Here is a 15,500-nt window from a genome sequence, read left to right as displayed (position 1 = left end):
TCTGCCCCCCCCCGGGGGAGCCGATGACCGCCGTCGTCTCACCGGGCCGCACGGCCAGGTCCACGCCGTGCAGGACCGGCTGCTCGGCGCCCGGGTAGGAGAAGACGACCCCGGACAGGTCCAGGCGGCCCGGCGGCCCGTCGCCCGGGGGACGGGGGGCCGGTGCCTCTTCGGGCGGCGCGGGCTCGGTGATCGCGGGCTCGGTGTCGAGCACCTCCTTGATGCGCCCGGCCGCCACACGGGCGCGCGGCGCCAGGACGAACACCGACATCGCCATCATCACGGCGATGAGGATCTGCGCGAGATAGTTCAGGAACGCGATCAGCGCCCCGGGCTGCATGTCGCCGTCGACGATGCGCGGCCCTCCGATCGCGACGACGGCCACGGAGGCCAGCACCGACACGGTCATGGCCGAGGCCCCGAAATAGGCCTGCAGGTGGCCGAGCCGCCGCGCCACGTCGGTCAGGGCGGTGTTGGCGGCCCCGAAGCGCTCGTGCTCGCCGCGCTCGCGCACGAAGGCGCGGATCACCCGGATGCCGGTGATCTGCTCGCGCAGCACCCGGTTGACCTCGTCGATGCGGCCCTGCATGAGCTGGGAGTGCTTGGTCATCGCGGCGATGACCAGGGCCACCGCGGCCACCAGCACCGGGATCGCCCCCGCCAGCACCCACGTCAGGGCGGGGTCCTGGCGCAGCGCCATCGCGATCCCCCCGACGCCCATCAGCGGCGCGGTCACCAGCAGCGTCAGCAGCATGAAGATGAGCATCTGGATCTGCTGGACGTCGTTGGTGGTGCGGGTGATCAGCGAGGGCGCGCCGAAGCGCCCGAACTCCTCGGCCGAGAACCCCTGCACCCGGCCGAAGAGCGCGGACCGCAGGTCGCTGCCCAGGGCCATGGCCGTTTTCGATCCCAGGTAGACGGCCCCGGCAGCGGCGGTCACCTGCACCAGCGTCGCGGCGAGCATCAGGCCGCCCTGGCGCAGAATGTAGCCGGTGTCGCCGCGCACGACGCCGTGGTCGACGATGTCGGCGTTGAGCGCGGGCAGGAGCAGCAGGCCCAGGGCCTGGACGAGCTGGAGGGCGAGGAGGAGGGCGATCTGTGGTGTGTAGGGCCGCAGGCGACCCCTCAGGAGGGGGACGAGCGTCGGCGGCGACGCCGTCCGGGAGCGGTTCGGCATGGGCCCGAGCCTAGCCGAGAGAGTGCTCTGAGTGTAATTTTTTATCGAGGTGAATCTTCGCCTTGGTAGAGTGGCTCCGTGGACAAGCCCCTGAGCCTGCGCGAACGCAAGAAGCGAGCGACCCGGATCACTCTCGGCCTGGCCGCCCTCGACCTGTTCGAGGAGCGGGGGTTCGACAACGTGTCCGTGGCCGAGGTCGCCGACGCGGCCGAGGTCTCCAAGAAGACGGTGTTCAACTATTTCGAGGTCAAGGAGGACCTGGTCCTCGGGTTCGGGGCCGACCACATCGACGAGCCCGCCCAGGCCGTGCGCGACCGCAAGCCGGGCCAGACCCCGCTGGACGCGATGCGCGACTACGTGATGACCGCGCTGGAGGAGCGCCAGCCGCTGCTCGGGTTGAGCGACGCCCCCATCGTCATGCGCGTCCTGAAGCTGGTCAGGTCGACCCCCGCGTTGCAGGTGCGGCACATGGAATACATGGAGATGACGCGGGCGCGGCTGGCGGAGGCCCTCGTCGAGGAGAAGGGGTCCCGCCTCACGGCGCGCCTGGTGGCCGCGCAGCTCTACTCGGCGCAGCAGGTGCTCGCGGCGGAGAACGCCCGGCGGGTGCTGGAGGGGGAGCCGCCCGACGACGTCTATCCGGACGCGGTGGCCAACGCCCGGCACGCGTTCGACTGGCTGGAGCGCGGGTTCGGGGACCTGCTGCGGCGCCCGCCCGAGGGGGAGCGGGAGGAGTTCGTATAGGGCGGGAGCCGGTCACACCGGGCGTCCCTATTCCTCCCGTTACGTCGGATTTGCTGGTCTAAGGTATCCGTCATGAACGGACCACATCCGCCCCAGAGGCCCCAAGGGCCGCACCCGCCCCTGCCGCCTCAGGGGCCATTTCCGCCGCAAGGGCCTCCTCCGCAGGGGCCGCCCCAGGAGCCTCCGCCCGGACCTCCCGGCCCGCCGGGCCCTCCCCCTGACCCGAACCGGCGGCCGAAGAAGAAGGGCAAGGTCGGCGGCTGCCTCGCCGTCGGGTGCGGTGTCCTGCTCGTCCTGGTCCTGGCGGCCGGCGGCGGAGGCGCGTACTACCTCGGCTGGTTCGACGAGGACGACGGCTACACGCAGCTGTCCGTGTGCCCGATGCTCGACGAGGGGAAGGGCGTCGAGCTCTCCGGGGACCCGTCGCAGGTCTACGAGTCCGATCCCTGGGAGATCCCCGGGACCCCGGTGACCGAGTACGCCTGCGGCTTCCCGGTCGAGTACGGCGACCGCGAGCACAACGACACCAGGGTGTCGGTCCTGCTGCACGCCACGACGGACAACGGGATCTCGCGCGCGACCGGTGAGAGGACCGCGGAGGTCTACTTCACCGAGTCGATGGTGGAGAACAACGGGCTGACGCCGACGACCTGCCCCGGCGGACGGGAGATCCACTCGGGCTTCGACGGCGGCGGTGAGACGCGGCGCGCGATGGCCGGGGCCAGGGTGTCGAACCTGGTCTTCGAGGCGGCCGTCGACCCGGCGGAGGACAGCGAGGCGGGCCTCTCCCCGGACGAGCGCAAGGCGGCCGCCGAGGAGATGCTCTGCGGGGCGCTGGAGAACCTTCCGCCGAAGGAGTAGGGGAGCGGTGCTCGCGACCGCAGCCCGGCGTGGCATGGGGATGGAACGCCGGGCCGTCGCTGCGGCATCGGAGGAGGAGTGGTGAGGTTCAAGCGGATCGACAGGGACCCCGACGCGCCCGTCGCGGTGACGGCGGTCGTCGCCTTGGCCGTGGGCCTGTTCGCCGCCTTCCTCTTCGCGGTCTCCGCGGACATCACGTCCAACAGTGTCCGGGACGTCCGAGCGGCCTATGGCGGCCGAGGCGAGCCCGGGACGGTCACGGTCACGGACCTGCGCAAGGCGGTCGGCCGAGGATCGGATTCGTGCGTGGGCACCTTCCGCCCCGACGCGGGCGGACCGGCCCGTGAAGAGGTCCGCCTCCACATGGACGGGCCCTGCGAGATCGGGCGCACGGAGGAGGGCGCGCGCCTCGTCGAGGGGCGGGAGGGGCCGTTCACCGCAGGCGACCACGACCGCGCCTTCGTCGACGGCAACGCCGGCGGATCGGTCACGGCCCTGATCCTCATGAACCTGTTCTGCCTGGGGCTGGGCATCCCCTTCGGGTTCTTCGCCCTGGCACTCGCGGCCCAGTTCGCAACCACCCTCGTCATTCGGGCGCGTCGGCGTATTGGCGGCACTCGCCGGTGAACACCGAGGCCAGCTCGGCCTCGATGACCGACGCGCAGTGCGCGCCCGCGGCCTCCCCGCCGGGCCCGGCTCCCCCGGCACCGTCGCGGTACACCTGCATCGCGAGCCCTTCGGTGACGGCGGTCAGGCGTACGGCCGCGGGCCAGGGGTCCAGGCCCGGTTCTACCTCGCCGCACTCCTTGCCGTTGTGTACGGCGCGGGCGATGTCGGCGCGGATACGCCGTGCGGTCTCAATGTCCACCTCGGCCAGGGCGGGGGCGTCCAGGGCGCGCCCGGCGAAGGCGCGGGCCACCCGGTACTCGGTCCGGCGCCCCTCGTCGAGGGGGAGGAATTCGGCCATCACCCCGGCCATGACCCGGGCGATGGGGCGGCGGTGCTCGGTGCCCTGCCGGATGTGCCCCTCGGCGCGGTCGCGGATGCGGGCGCTGACCGTGACGAACGCGTGCAGCAGCATGTCGTCCTTGGTGCGGAAGTAGTGCTGCACGAGCCCGACGGACATTCCGGCCGCCGCCGCCGTGCGGGCGACGGTGACCGCGTCGAGGCCGTGGTCGGAGATGAGCGCGCAGACGGCGTCGGCGATCTGGCGGCGGCGCTGGTCGTGGTCGGCGGTTCGCGGCACTTGATTACCGTATCAGCGTACGGTAAAAACCGTATCCATATACGGTTATCCGTCCCCCTGCCCGAGGAGCCCCCATGCGCATCCGCCCGCGCCGAGCCGCGGCGGCCACCGCGGCCCTGATGTCCTGCCTCCTGCTCGCCTCCGTCCCCGCCCCGGCGGCGGGAGCGGAGGCGGGTGCGTCGGCCGGGCGGTACGGCGAGCTGGACGCCTACGTCCGCGAGCGGATGGAGGCCACAGGAGTCCCCGGCCTCGCCTACGCCGTCGTCGGCCCCGACGGCCCGCTGCACCGGCGGACCTGGGGGGCCGACGGCCGGGGCGCCCCGGTCACCGGGCGCACCCCCTTCCTGTGGGGGTCGGTCGCCAAGCCGGTCGCCGCGACCGCGGTGATGGTGCTGGTGCAGGAGGGGCGCCTGGACCTGGAGGACCGGGTCGCCGGCCACCTGCCCGGGTTCCGGTTCGGCGGCCCCGGCCACGCCTCCCGGGTCACCGTGCGCCACCTGCTGAACCAGACCTCCGGCATCCCCGAGTCGGCCGTCGGGGCCGTCGACTGCACCGATCCCGACTGCCCGCCCCCGGCCGGGCGCCTCGGTGCCTTGGACGGGGTGCGCCCGCTCGGGCCGCCCGGGACCGCCTATGCCTACTCCAGCGCGAACTACCTGGTGCTGGCGGCGGTCGTCGAGGCCGTCACCGGGCGCCCCTACGCCGAGCACGTCCGCGAAGCCGTGTTCGGCCCTGCCGGGATGGACGGGGCGATCGCCGACCGGGACGGGGCCGCCGAACGGGGCCTGGCACCCGGGCACCTGCCCTTGTGGGGCGTCCCGGCCCCGGTGGCCGACGGCGTGGACGACGGCGGCGCCGCTTACGGGTACACCGGGGGCGGCCTGGACGACCTGGCGGCCTTCGCCGCCTTCCAGCTCCGTGAGGGGCGCACCGCGGACGGGGAGGAGGTCCTCACCCCGGAGTCCGTGCGGCTGATGCGGGAGGAGGGGCGGTTGCGCCCGGACGGGGAGGGGACCGGGTACGGGCTGGGATGGCGGGTCGGCGGCCTTGACGCGCCGCTGGAGGACGCGGTTTGGCACACCGGCGCGGCCCCCGGCTACGCGGGGATGCTGTTCCTGATGCCGGACGGGGAGCGGGCGCTCGTCGTCGAGCAGAACATGCACGGGCTCCTGCAGGACCGGGCGGCCATGCAGGTCGGGTTCGGAGCGGCGCGCATCCTCGCCGGTGCGGAGCCGCCGGAGGAGGCCGGGTCGGCGGTCCACCACGCGGTGGTCTGGGGGACCACCGGGTTGGCGGTGCTCATGCTCGCCGCCGCCGTGCGTGCGGCCGTGCTCGTCGTGCGTCCGCCCGCGATACCTCCCCGGCCGCGTGCGGGCAGGGCGGTCCTCTGGGCGGTCGTGGGGGCCTTCCCCGGTGCCGTGCTGGCCGCTGTCGTCGGCGTCACGGGCGCCCGGCTCCCGATGGCCTGGGTGCCCGACGCCTGGGCCGCCATGGTCGTCGCGGCGTCGGCCGGTGCGCTGCTCGTCGTCCTCCGGGGCGTGCTCGCGTTCAGGTGGTCAGGTGCAGCGCCGAGGGGCGGTCCCCGTCGGTGAACACCTGCTGGGTGACCGCCCGCATCGCGGTCCCGCGCTCTCCGGTGCCCAGGTTCCTGTCCCACAGCGGGAAGGCGCCGCCGCAGATGTGGACGCGCAGCCGGTGGCCCGGTGCGAATCGGTGGGCCGCCGGGCGCATGGCCACGCGAGCGGGATCGTCCGTGGCGGGGTCCAAGCGGAGGATCCCGTAGGTCACCAGGTGCCCCCGCCCTTCGGGCGGCAGGTCGTAGAGGCGGACCACGAGATCGCGGTGCGGGTTGTCGGCCCGGGTGTGCAGGGTCGCGCTCACCGGGCCGCGCAGGTCCAGGGCCTCGGTCAGCATCTCGCTCGTGTAGACGAGGACGTCGTCGCGCTCCTCCAGCGCGCGGGGGTCGCGGACCGTCCCCCGTGCGAAGCCCTGAAGCACCGCCTCGTCCCCCGACGGCGGGGTGGGGTCGGCCGGGTCGTACCGGAACGCCCGGGGGGCGGCGCCGGTGTCCTCCGGGGCGGTCGGTGAGAGGCCGCCGCCGGGGCGCAGGTACCACGGTCGGCTCGCGCCCCCCTCCGGCGGCCAGGACGCGTACTCGCGCCACGCGTCCAGTCCGGAGACGTGCACCTTCGTGGAGGACGGGGGGAGTGGGCCCCGACCGCGCAAGGCGTGGTCCAGGAACGCGAACGCCTCGCGCATGTAGGTGCGCGAGTAGACGCCCCTGCCGTGCGCCCACGGTCCGATCAGGAGCCTCACCCGGCGCCCCGACGCGCGCAGGGCCTCGGCGTCGGCGACGGTCCCCGAGAGGAAGACGTCCTTCCAGCCCCCGGCCAGGTGGACGAGCGGCGGCATGTTCGGCACGTCGGCCCGGTGGTCGGTCGTCCGCCAGAACGCGTCCTTCCCGTCCGGGTGCCGCAGCCACTCGCGGTAGTAGTCGATGCGCTCGCCCGCCGCGTCGATGTCGGCCTCCTCCAGGGGGAGGCGCCACACCGCGCGTTTGAGGCGGCGGGTGACCGCCGGAATGCGGAGCAGGTTGCCGACGAGGGACTCTCCGCCGGGGCGCCCCAGGGCGGCCATGCTCTGCGCCCACCAGAGCCAGTCCCCGAGCGCGAACGCGCCGCCGCTGTAGAGCACGGACTCATAGGCCCCTGAGGGGGCGTCCTGGATGATGGCGGCCTTCCACTCGGGCGCGCTCTGAGTTGCCAGGTCCCATTGCGTGTACCCGAGGAAGCTGGCGCCCCAGGTGGCGAAGGCGCCCGGGAACCACGGGCGCGTGCGCAGCCAGGTGAGGGTGTCCTCCGCGTCCCCGGGGTCGAGGTGCCAGCCCTGGAAGCGGCCGGTCGAGTCGGCCGTGCCGCGCACGCTGAGCAGGAGGACCTGGTAGCCGCGCCGGGCGAGCAGTTCCGGGAGGAGGCCGGTGTGCCTGCGGCCGTAGGGGGTCCGCATGAGCACCAGGGGCGCCCGCGGGTCGGAGGCGGGGCGGTACCGGTCGGCGCGGAGCGCGCCGCCGCGGACGGGGACGGGCAGGTCGCGCTCCACGCGGACGCGCAGGATCCGGGCGACGGCACTCATGGGCCTCCGTTCCGCGGGGCGGGCTCGGCGGTGATGTCATGGTCACTGTGTCATGGTCATCGTATCGAATCTTCGGAAATTTTTGAAGATAGCGGCATGAGAGTGGGCGGGGGCCCGGTGTGGCAAGCGCCTTCCGGGGCGTAGCGTGTGGCCGAGCCAGCGACCCCACAGCAGGAGGGCTCCCCGTGAAACTGGGCTTCTCGCTTCCGCAGTTCGGCGCAGGTGCGCACCGGCCCCGCGACATCGCCCGCTTCGCCCGGCAGGCCGAAGAGGCGGGCGCCGACAGCCTCTGGGTCGGCGACCGGCTGCTCGCCGCGGTCGACCCGAAGGTCGGCTACGCCGGGGCCGACTACATCCCCGAGCAGTTCCGTGCCGCCCTCGACCCGTTCACCGTGCTCGCGGCGGCCGCGGCCGCGACCGGGCGCGTGCTCCTGGGCACCAACGTCATCAACGCCCCCTGGTACCCGCCGGCGGTGCTCGCCCGCTCCTTCGCCAGCATCGACCTGCTCAGCGGCGGGCGGCTGCTGCCCGGCCTGGGCACCGGCTGGTCGCCGGAGGAGTACGAGGCCGTCGGCGTGCCGATGAAGGAGCGCGGGCGCCGCCTCGACGAGTGCCTCGACGCCCTCGACGCCCTGTGGGGCGAGGGGACCGTCCGGCACAGCGGCCGCCACTACTCGATCCCGCACAGCCACATGGAGGCCAAGCCGGTCCAGCGGCCCCGGCCGCCGATCTACCTGGGCGGGTTCGCCCCGGCCGCGCTGGAGCGCGTCGGGCGGCGGGCCGACGGCTTCCTGCCGATCGCCGTCGTGCCCGGCATGGCCGACATGGACCTGGCCGTCGACCGGCCGCTCGCCGCCGTCCGCGAGGCCGCCGAGCGCGCCGGGCGCGACCCCGGCGCGCTGGACGTGGTCCTGAGGGTCAACCCCACCGCCGAGGCGGCGGTGGAGGACATCGCCACCGCCGTGCTGGAGGCCGGGGAGCACGGCGTCGGCCACGCCTTCGTCGACCTGCTCTACCTGGCCGAGGACACCGACCGGACGCTGGACCTCGCCGTGCGGATCATGGAGAAGGTGCGCGAACGCTGACAAGGAGCCTGGAATGCCTTTTCCGTTACAAGAGTGAAATGGGCATTGTGCGGCAATCCGGAACGCGCCGGGACGCGCCGCGACGTGATGTGCTTCACCTTATTCGCAAGAGTGGTCCTTCCTGCGATTTCGCGCCTTTTGACAGGTGGAAACGCCCTTGTGGGCACCGCCGGGTACGGTTAGCTTTTGCGCGGAAGTCCCCTTCCGCAGGTCCCGCCCCTCGGCGCGAGGGGGCGGGGCCGTCCTCCCCGTCCCGGCGGCCGGGACGCTCCTGGCAGACTGGACGGGTGAACGAGGCAGAGAAGGCGTCGGAGCTGATCGGGGCCGCGGTCGGCGCCGTCCGCGACGACGATGAGGCGGGCGTGGACGCCGCCCTGGCGCCGCTGGCCGATTCCGCCCGCCCCGAATGGGCGCGCACCGTCGACCGCGCACTCCTGTCCGTTCTCACCTCGCACGCCGCCCACGCCTGGCGGCGGAATTGGCAGCCCGCCGAACTGGTCCGGCACGCGGGCCGCGAACTGGGCGCCGACGCCGAGCGGATGTGCGCCGAGGCGGTCCTCGCCGAGCACCGGGAGCGCCCCGGAGCCCCACTCGACCCGCGCTGGCGGGAACAGCTCCGTGCCCTGGAGGCCGACGCGGCCGAAGGCGCGGGGGCGGCCCGGCCGGGCGCCGTGCACCTGACCCGGTTCGAGGCCGTCGAACTCACCCTGAGGCTGGCGGTGCTGCTGGAGGCCGTGCCTGCGCTGCAGCGGCTGTGCCCCCGCCCCGGCGAGGAGGAGGCCCCCGTCGCGGGCCCGACCGGATCGCCCAAGCTGGACAGGGTGCGCGCGCTGCTGGCCAAGGCCGAGTCGACCGAGTTCCCCGACGAGGCCGAGGCCCTCACGGCCCGCGCCCAGGCCATGATGGCGCGGCACAGCATCGATGAGGCGCTCCTCGCGGCGGGCGGGCCGGCCCCGGAGACGGTCGGGGTCCGCCTTCCGGTCGACACCCCCTACGACGAGCACAAGGCGACCCTGCTCAACGTGGTGGCCGAGGCCAACCACTGCCGCGCCGTGTGGCACCGGGAACTCGGCCTGTGCACGGTCGTGGGCCGCCCCGCCGACGTGGAAGGGGTCGAGCTGCTGGCGACGTCCTTGCTGGCGCAGGCGGCCACCGCCATGGTCGCCACCGGGGCGCGGCGCGAGCGGGTGGGCCGCTCGAACCGCAAGGCGTTCCGCGCCTCCTTCTGGGCCGCCTTCGCCGACCGCATCGGGGAGCGCCTGGAGCGCAGCGCCCAGGAGGCCGAACGGGAGGCCGCCGCCGAGCACGCCGCACAAGGGCGGGACCTCGTCCCGCTGTTCGCCGAGCGCAGGCGCGAGGTGGACGCCGCCGTGAACCGCATGTTCGAGGGATTGACCTATTCGCGCGTTCGCGGCCCCGCCGACATCGACGGCTGGCACGCCGGACGGGCCGCGGCCGACGACGCCGCCCTGCGCGCGCGGGAGCGGATCCGAGGCGCGTGACGCGCGCGTGTGTACGGCGGGCGGCTCACCCGTCCGTACGGCGCTCGGACGTCGAAGGTTCACCTGGAACTCGGATGATGCGGAGGACGCGTGGGACCGGCTGACCTGGACACCAGGCTGGGGCGGAGGGTGGCCGAGGCGGCGGACGCCGCGGTGGCGCGGCGCGGAGCCGTCTCCGTGCTCGACGTCTTCACCTCCCTGGGCTGGCTCACCGACAAGGCCGCGGACCGGTGGCGGCGCGAGCTCGCCCACCCGTCACCCTCCACCACCCTCAACGGAGCCGCTCCGCGGCCCAGCGCCGGTCTGTCACCCTCCACCACCCTCAACGGAGCCGCTCCGCGGCCCAGCGCCGGTCTGTCACCCTCCACCACCCTCAACGGAGCCGCTCCGCGGCCCAGCGCCGGTCTGTCACCCTCCACCACCCTCAACGGAGCCGCTCCGCGGCCCAGCGCCGGTCTGTCACCCTCCACCACCCTCAACGGAGCCGCTCCGCGGCCCAGCGCCGGTCTGTCACCCTCCACCACCCTCAACGGAGCCGCTCCGCGGCCCAGCGCCGGTCTGTCACCCTCCACCACCCTCAACGGAGCCGCTCCGCGGCCCAGCGCCGGTCTGTCACCCTCCACCACCCTCAACGGAGCCGCTCCGCGGCCCAGCGCCGGTCTGTCACCCTCCACCACCCTCAACGGAGCCGCTCCGCGGCCCAGCGCCGGTCTGTCACCCTCCACCACCCTCAACGGAGCCGCTCCGCGGCCCAGCGCCGGTCTGTCACCCTCCACCACCCTCAACGGAGCCGCTCCGCGGCCCAGCGCCGGTCTGTCACCCTCCACCACCCTCAACGGAGCCGCTCCGCGGCCCAGCGCCGGTCTGTCACCCTCCACCACCCTCAACGGAGCCGCTCCGCGGCCCAGCGCCGGTCTGTCACCCTCCACCACCCTCAACGGAGCCGCTCCGCCGCGCGGCACCGACCTGTCACCCACCACCACTCCCTCCACCGCCCCCAACGGAGCCGCTCCGTCGCGCAGCGCCCTCCAGCACGTCGTCCAGGCCCCGCCCGACAAGCTCCGCAGGGCCGTCGCCCTCCTCCAAACGTGGGCGGAAAGCGCCGGGATGGAGCGCGAGGAGGGGGAGTACCTCGCCGCCGCGCGCGAACAACGCCCGCTGCGCTTCCTCGAAGACTCGGACGACGCCGAGGAGCGGGCCTTCCGCACGCACTGGATCGCCCCCGGCGCCACCGCCGCCCAGCGCAACCGGGAGCACAAGCGCCGCACCAAGGCCCCCGACCTGGTCGTGGAAACGGCGGCCGGTGCGTGGGAGTGCGCCGCCTGCGGAACCGAGAACGACCCCTACCGGCTCATGGAGGGGGCGGTCCCCCACTGCCTGGAGTGCGCCGACATGGACCACCTGGTCCTGCTCCCCTCCGGCGACGCCGCGCTCACCCGCCGCGCCAAGAAGGAGAGCAGGCTCTCGGCGGTCGTCGTCCGGTGGGTCCCCTCCCGCCGGAAGTTCCGCCGGGTGGGCCTACTGGTCGAGGAGGGCGCCCTCGACGCGGCCGAGCGGCAGTGCCTGGCCGACGAGGACGCCCGCGCGCGGCGGCGCGAGCGCGATGCGGAACGCAGGGCGGTGCAGGACGTCGAGTTCCAGAAGCGCTTCGCGGCCGAGATCCTGCTGCGGTTCCCGCTGTGCCCGCAGGAGCGGGCCGAACGCATCGCCGTGCACGCGGGGACGCGCGGCAGCGGCCGTGTGGGCCGCTCGGCGGCCGGGCGCGACCTCGACCCCGGGGCCGTGCGGCGCGCGGTCGTCGCGTCGGTCCGCCACGAGGACACCCCCTACGACGACCTGCTGATGGGCGGCGTGCCGCGCGAGGAGGCCCGCGCGCGCATCGCCGCCGACATCGACCGCGTCCTCAGCGCCTGGGGCGAAGCAGGAGCGTGACGCACACGGCCGCCACGGCCGCCGTCCCGCCCAGGGCGAGCGCCACGGTGTGCATCGCGCCGGTGGCGCCGTTTCCGGACAGCGCACCCCCGGTCAGGGCCGCCAGCACCGCGCCCACCGCGGCGATCGCCACCGTCTCGGAGGTGATGCGGACGGTGTTGAACAGCCCCGCGGCCGTCCCGGCCCGGTCGCGGGCCACGCTGGAGATGGCGAGCCCGTCCAGGATGCCGTTGGTCAGCCCTGCACCGGCGCCGACCAGAGCGAACGGTGCCAGCAGCGCGAGCGGGGTGCTGTGCGGGCCCATCCCGGCCAGGAGCGCCGCCCCGGCGCCGGACAGCAGCACCGCGCCGGTGACCGGGACCCCGGCGGGCAGCCGCTTGGCCAGCGCGGTGCCCGCGGCGGGCAGCGCAACCGTGGGCACCGTCAGCATGAGCAGCCACACCCCGGCCCGCCCGGGCTCCAGGCCGACCACCGCGATGAGGTAGGTCGGCAGGTAGACCAGCAGCGGCACCAGGACCGCCATGATGGCCCCCGCCGCCAGGGCGAAGGCCAGGAAGCGGCGGTTGGCGAGCAGCGGCAGGTCGAGCAGCGGGGCGGCCGCGCGGCGCTCGGCGAGGGGAAGCAGGNGGGGCGCCCCCCCCCGCCGCCGCGGCGGCGGCCCCGAGCACGGCGGGTGAGCCGAACCCGCGCTCGGGCCCCTCGACGAGCACGGTGATCAGCAGCAGGAGCGCGGTGGTGAACAGCGCGGCCCCCGCCCAGTCGACCTTCCGGCCGGGGACGCCCGGCGACGGCGGGAGGAACAGGCCGAGCAGCACCACGGCTCCGGCGACGGCGGCGGGGACGGCGAACACCGCCCGCCACCCGGCGAGGTCGACCAGCAGCCCGGCGGCCGTCGGCCCGAACGCGGTGCCCGCGCCCAGGACCGTTCCCAGCGCACCGAACGCCCGTGCGCGGGCGGGGCCGTCGAAGACCTCCGAGAGGATCGCGGAGCCGCCGGTGAGGGCAGCGGCGGCGCCGATGCCCGCCAGCGCGCGGGAGGCGTCCAGGACGAGGATGCCGGGGGCCAGGGCGCTCAGGACGCCCGAGGCGCAGAAGAGCCCCGCCCCGCCGAGGAAGACGCGCCGCTTGCCCAGCACATCGGCGAGGGCGCCGGAGAGGACGAGGAAGGCGGCGAAACAGGCGTTGTAGGCGTTGACCACCCACTGCGTCGACGCCAGGGACGCCTCCAGACCCGTCCGGATGCCCGGAAGCGCCAGCGAGGCGCCGGTGATGGTCAGAGGGAAGGCGAGTGTGGACAGCAGGACACAAATGAGGACGACCCTTTTGCGCGCGCGGGTGAGCGCGGGGGACGTCGGGGAAACGGTCTGCACGGGATCTCGGCTCCGAGGTCGATGGTGGAGCCGGGCAGCATGAGGCGCCGCACCGGCGATCGGCTCAGGTGCGGCGGAGCGAGTCCTGGGGTACGCGCCGCCGCTAAGGGCGGCGCACTCTGTCCGAGATGGGCATCGCCGGAAGGCTAGCCGGGGCGGGCCCCGGGAGGCGATCGGTTTTCCCGGGGCCCACCAAGCGTCAGTCCTTCACCGCCAGGGCGTCGATCTCGAAGAGCATCCCGGGCAGTGCGAGGGAGGCCACCCCCAGCAGTGTCTGCGGCGGCACCCGGTCGCCCCAGATCCCCCGGATGTGCCGGGCGAGGGTCTCCAGCCGCTCCGGGGAGTGGCCGACGATGTAGGTGTTGAGCTTGATGACGTGGGAGTGGTCCAGCCCTGCCGCCGTGAGGGCGGTGCCGAGGTTGGCCAGGGCGAGTCCCACCTGGGCGTCGAAGTCTTCGGCGAGCACGGGGTCGACGCCGCCCTCGGCGTTCGAGGCGTACTGGCCCGCGACGGCGACCACCTGCCCTTTCGCGGTCGCGAGGTGGCTGTAGCCGAAGGGGGTCGGGTCGTGCAGTCCCTCGGGGGCGATGATGTCGGTGGCCATGGAGGTTCGTCCTTTCGATCGGTGGCGTTCTCGGGGCCCACCGGCCGAGCGGTCTGCGCGGCCGGAGCGGAGGAATTCAGGACACTGAATATCCAGATTTACCTCCGAGAAAAGGCCCCTCCGGGCGGGGCGGGGTGCTCAGGCGGCCAGGTGGCGGCGCACGTGGGCGGGGACTTCGGGGGCGGACCGTTCGACCCGCCGCTTGAGGTCGGCGAGCGTCTGCGCGGCCAGCTCCTTGCGCCAGGCCGACTCGGCCCTGAGCATGGCCTGGTCGACCAGGCACCGCCCCTGGCCGGGGGAGGCGGGTGCGTCGGGGACGCGTTCGCGGATCTCCTTGCAGCGGAAGGCGTCCTCGCGCCCCTCGATCGCCGCCACCACGTCCATGAGGGTGATGTCCTCAGGGGCTCGTGCGAGGCGGAACCCGCCGCCCGGGCCGGGGGTGGAGTACACCAGGCCCGCGCGCGCCAGGGCTTGGAGCTGCTTGTTCATATAGGCGGAGGGGAGGTCGTAGTACGCGGCGAGCCTGGCCGCGGGCACGGCCTTCTCCGGGCCCGCCCATGCCAGGTTGAGGCAGCCGTGCACGGCCCACTCGACACCCTCGGCCATTCGCATGAACTGGATACTACGTGTCCAGGTTTGGTCCGGCAAGCGGCACCGTCGCGGCGCCGCCTGCGGGGGTCAGCGCGCGCGCTGCGCGGCCGCCATCGCGGCCGTTCCCGCCGCCTCCGCGATGTCGTTGGGGCGCGGCGGGTCCGGGTCCTCGCCGGGGGTGTAGGCCAGCTCCGCCGGGGAGCCCACCACGAGGGCGCCGCTCGCGCGCAGGTCGTCGATGTCCTCGGCGCTCCACGCGGCCACCTGGTCGCGGAACCGCGGGGGGACCGCCAGCCGCGGCCCCCGGTCCTGCCGGGTGCGGAACGCGTCGACGATCTCGTCGCGCAGGAGGGCGCCCTCCTCGTGGGACCACCCCTGTGCGGACAGGTTGCCGTTGAGGGCGCGGAGCACCTCCGCCTCGGCGGCCGTCACCCCGCCGTGCACGGTCGTCCCGTCGGACGGGGCAGGAACACGGTCCGCCTCATCGGAGAGCCCGGCCGCCTCCATGAAGCGGTGCCACAGCCGTCCCGACCCGGAGCCCGGGTTGGACACGACGGCGACCCGGTCGGGGCCGACCAGCGACGCCCACCGCCCGGCGAGCCTGCCCAGCCCGAACGCGCGCCACATGTGGGCGTCGGGCTCCTTCTCGATGCCCTCCCAGCCCCGCGCGCGCTGGGCGGCCAGCCCCTCGACGAAGCGGGGGAACCCCGCAGTGCGCCCGTTGCGCACGTGCTGCTGCCAGGAGGAGGGGAGCAGGCGGCCCAGGCTGCGCGCCGTGACCACCACCCGCACCTCGTCGGCGCCGAGGTCGTCGATCACCCGCTGCGCCGCGTCGGACCGCACTACCGCGAGGGCCTCGGCGGAGACCACCGCCGTCCCCGGGCACGCGCGCACCCGGTCGCGCAGCCGCTGCCACCACGCCTCCTCGGCGGCCGCCCTGCGCGCGCCGACCCACGGGTACTCCCCGCCGAGCAGGCCGTAGGTGGCCGCCTCGTGCGCGTTGACCCGCACGGGGCCCTCGCCTTCCGGAACCGGGTAGACCACCCCCAGCGCCTCCAGGGCGTCCACGCGCTCCTCCAGCATGCGCTGCAGGAAGGTCGTTCCGGACTTCTGGACGCCGATGTGCAGGACGAGGCGCTGTGCCAAGGCCGGTCACTCCCATCGGTGGTGAGCGTGCGCAGGTCGCCCGCGAACCTACCGGCGCCCGGGGGACGGGCGGGCGAACAGGGGGCGAATTCCGCGCATGGGGCGCAGGA

General features: G+C 74.4%; 14 protein-coding genes and 1 pseudogene. 7 read left to right on the top strand and 8 right to left on the bottom strand.

Going from position 1 to position 15,500, the window contains the following annotated elements; genetic code table 11:
* The coding region (locus D476_RS0111060; protein WP_017624015.1) for an ABC transporter permease at positions 1–1,177 on the bottom strand (1,177 nt) is incomplete at its 3' end.
* Positions 1,178–1,255: 78 nt separating this feature from the next.
* Here D476_RS0111060 and D476_RS0111055 point away from each other — a divergent pair.
* From D476_RS0111055 to D476_RS32920, 3 genes are all read left to right on the top strand, one after another.
* Positions 1,256–1,921, top strand: a complete 666-nt coding sequence (locus D476_RS0111055; RefSeq protein ID WP_017624014.1) for a TetR/AcrR family transcriptional regulator — start codon at positions 1,256–1,258, stop codon at positions 1,919–1,921.
* 72 nt (positions 1,922–1,993) lie between these two features.
* Positions 1,994–2,782, top strand: a complete 789-nt coding sequence (locus D476_RS0111050; protein WP_239648671.1) for a hypothetical protein — start codon at positions 1,994–1,996, stop codon at positions 2,780–2,782.
* Between the two features lie 81 nt (positions 2,783–2,863).
* A complete protein-coding gene (locus D476_RS32920) occupies positions 2,864–3,409 on the top strand; it encodes a hypothetical protein (RefSeq protein WP_017624012.1) in 546 nt (181 codons plus the stop codon).
* Here the strand turns inward: D476_RS32920 and D476_RS0111040 are convergent.
* Entirely contained in the window at positions 3,369–4,028 is a 660-nt protein-coding gene (locus tag D476_RS0111040) for a TetR/AcrR family transcriptional regulator (RefSeq protein ID WP_017624011.1), read from the bottom strand. The genes D476_RS32920 and D476_RS0111040 overlap by 41 nt on opposite strands.
* 74 nt (positions 4,029–4,102) lie before the next feature.
* Between D476_RS0111040 and D476_RS0111035 the strand changes: the two genes are divergently transcribed.
* Entirely contained in the window at positions 4,103–5,620 is a 1,518-nt protein-coding gene (locus D476_RS0111035) for a serine hydrolase domain-containing protein (protein WP_017624010.1), read from the top strand.
* Here the strand turns inward: D476_RS0111035 and D476_RS0111030 are convergent.
* Positions 5,577–7,160 carry a CocE/NonD family hydrolase gene (locus D476_RS0111030; RefSeq protein ID WP_017624009.1) on the bottom strand — a complete coding sequence of 528 codons (1,584 nt, stop codon included), beginning with the start codon at positions 7,158–7,160 and terminating at the stop codon, positions 5,577–5,579. The genes D476_RS0111035 and D476_RS0111030 overlap by 44 nt on opposite strands.
* A gap of 185 nt (positions 7,161–7,345) precedes the next feature.
* On the opposite strand from D476_RS0111030, the gene D476_RS0111025 reads away from it, so the two are divergent.
* From D476_RS0111025 to D476_RS32915, 3 genes are all read left to right on the top strand, one after another.
* Positions 7,346–8,245, top strand: coding sequence for a TIGR03619 family F420-dependent LLM class oxidoreductase (locus D476_RS0111025; RefSeq protein ID WP_017624008.1), 900 nt, complete (start codon positions 7,346–7,348; stop codon positions 8,243–8,245).
* Between the two features lie 287 nt (positions 8,246–8,532).
* Positions 8,533–9,747 (top strand): DUF2786 domain-containing protein, encoded by a 1,215-nt coding sequence (locus tag D476_RS0111020; protein ID WP_017624007.1) that lies wholly within the window; start codon positions 8,533–8,535, stop codon positions 9,745–9,747.
* Between the two features lie 1,107 nt (positions 9,748–10,854).
* Positions 10,855–11,679, top strand: coding sequence for a DUF2293 domain-containing protein (locus tag D476_RS32915; protein ID WP_017624006.1), 825 nt, complete (start codon positions 10,855–10,857; stop codon positions 11,677–11,679).
* On the opposite strand, the gene D476_RS39720 is transcribed toward D476_RS32915, so the two are convergent.
* The 5 genes and pseudogenes from D476_RS39720 to D476_RS0110995 all read right to left on the bottom strand — a co-directional run bounded on the left by D476_RS39720 (position 11,651) and on the right by D476_RS0110995 (position 15,390).
* Entirely contained in the window at positions 11,651–12,232 is a 582-nt protein-coding gene (locus D476_RS39720) for an MFS transporter (protein ID WP_338036240.1), read from the bottom strand. The genes D476_RS32915 and D476_RS39720 overlap by 29 nt on opposite strands.
* A 265-nt stretch (positions 12,233–12,497) precedes the next feature.
* Positions 12,498–13,049: pseudogene (locus D476_RS39715) on the bottom strand (MFS transporter); the annotation flags it as partial.
* Between the two features lie 199 nt (positions 13,050–13,248).
* On the bottom strand, positions 13,249–13,653 hold the full coding sequence (locus tag D476_RS0111005) for a RidA family protein (protein ID WP_017624003.1): 405 nt from the start codon (positions 13,651–13,653) through the stop codon (positions 13,249–13,251).
* 138 nt (positions 13,654–13,791) lie between these two features.
* Positions 13,792–14,265, bottom strand: a complete 474-nt coding sequence (locus tag D476_RS0111000) for an RrF2 family transcriptional regulator (protein ID WP_204366978.1) — start codon at positions 14,263–14,265, stop codon at positions 13,792–13,794.
* A gap of 66 nt (positions 14,266–14,331) precedes the next feature.
* Positions 14,332–15,390: a hypothetical protein gene (locus D476_RS0110995; protein ID WP_017624001.1), complete on the bottom strand. Its 1,059-nt coding sequence runs from the start codon at positions 15,388–15,390 to the stop codon at positions 14,332–14,334.
* Positions 15,391–15,500 lie beyond the last annotated feature (110 nt).

It is taken from the genome of Nocardiopsis chromatogenes YIM 90109, assembly GCF_000341185.1.
In the GTDB taxonomy this organism is placed as follows: Bacteria; Actinomycetota; Actinomycetes; order Streptosporangiales; family Streptosporangiaceae; genus Nocardiopsis_A; species Nocardiopsis_A chromatogenes.
The sequence above is the reverse complement of the archived record's forward strand: the minus strand, read 5'-3'. Positions and strand labels throughout refer to the sequence as shown.